Below are 673 nucleotides of genomic sequence, written 5' to 3'. Positions count from 1 at the left end.
GCACCGGCTGGGCATCTCCCGGTTGCCAGACCTCGCGCCCACGGGTGAGGACCTGCGCCAACGACCGCAGAAGATCACCGCCCGCGGCCCGGGGCACATGGTGCACCTGGACGTGAAGAAGATCGGGAAGATCCCTGACGGGGGCGGCTGGCGTGCTCACGGCCGGGACTCCGAGAACGCGCGAGCAGCCAAGCGCGGGCCTGGCCGACGGGTCGGGTACACCTACCTGCACTCGGCGATCGACGGGTTCACCCGCCTGGCCTACACCGAGGCGTTGGAGGATGAGCGGACGGTGACCACGATCGGGTTCTTCTGCCGGGCGCGGGCGTTCTTCGCCGCGCACGGCATCACCGTGGACCGGGTGGTCACGGACAACGGGAACAACTACCGGGCCGTGGACTTCACCGCCAAGGTGGTCTCGCTCGGGGGCCGGCATCACCGGATCCGCCCCTACACCCCGCGTCACAACGGGAAGGTCGAACGCTACAACCGGCTGATGGTGGACGAGGTCCTCTACGCCCGCCCGTACTCCTCAGAGCGGGCTCGGCGTGAGGCCCTGCAGGTGTGGGTGAACCACTACAACTATCATCGGCCTCATACCTCCTGCGGAGAGGCTCCTCCGGCCTCGTTGGCCCCGGTGCGTGTCAACAACGTCATGACCTCTTACACCTAG

1 protein-coding gene is annotated in these 673 nt (G+C 67.8%); it reads left to right on the top strand.

What is annotated here, in order from left to right; genetic code table 11:
- On the top strand, positions 1-673 hold a 673-nt coding region (locus tag MF605_RS11890; protein WP_242821299.1), incomplete at its 5' end, for an integrase core domain-containing protein.

Source organism: Micrococcus luteus, from assembly GCF_022664405.1.
In the GTDB taxonomy this organism is placed as follows: domain Bacteria; phylum Actinomycetota; class Actinomycetes; order Actinomycetales; family Micrococcaceae; genus Micrococcus; species Micrococcus luteus.
This window is presented reverse-complemented; position numbering and strand designations above follow the sequence as displayed.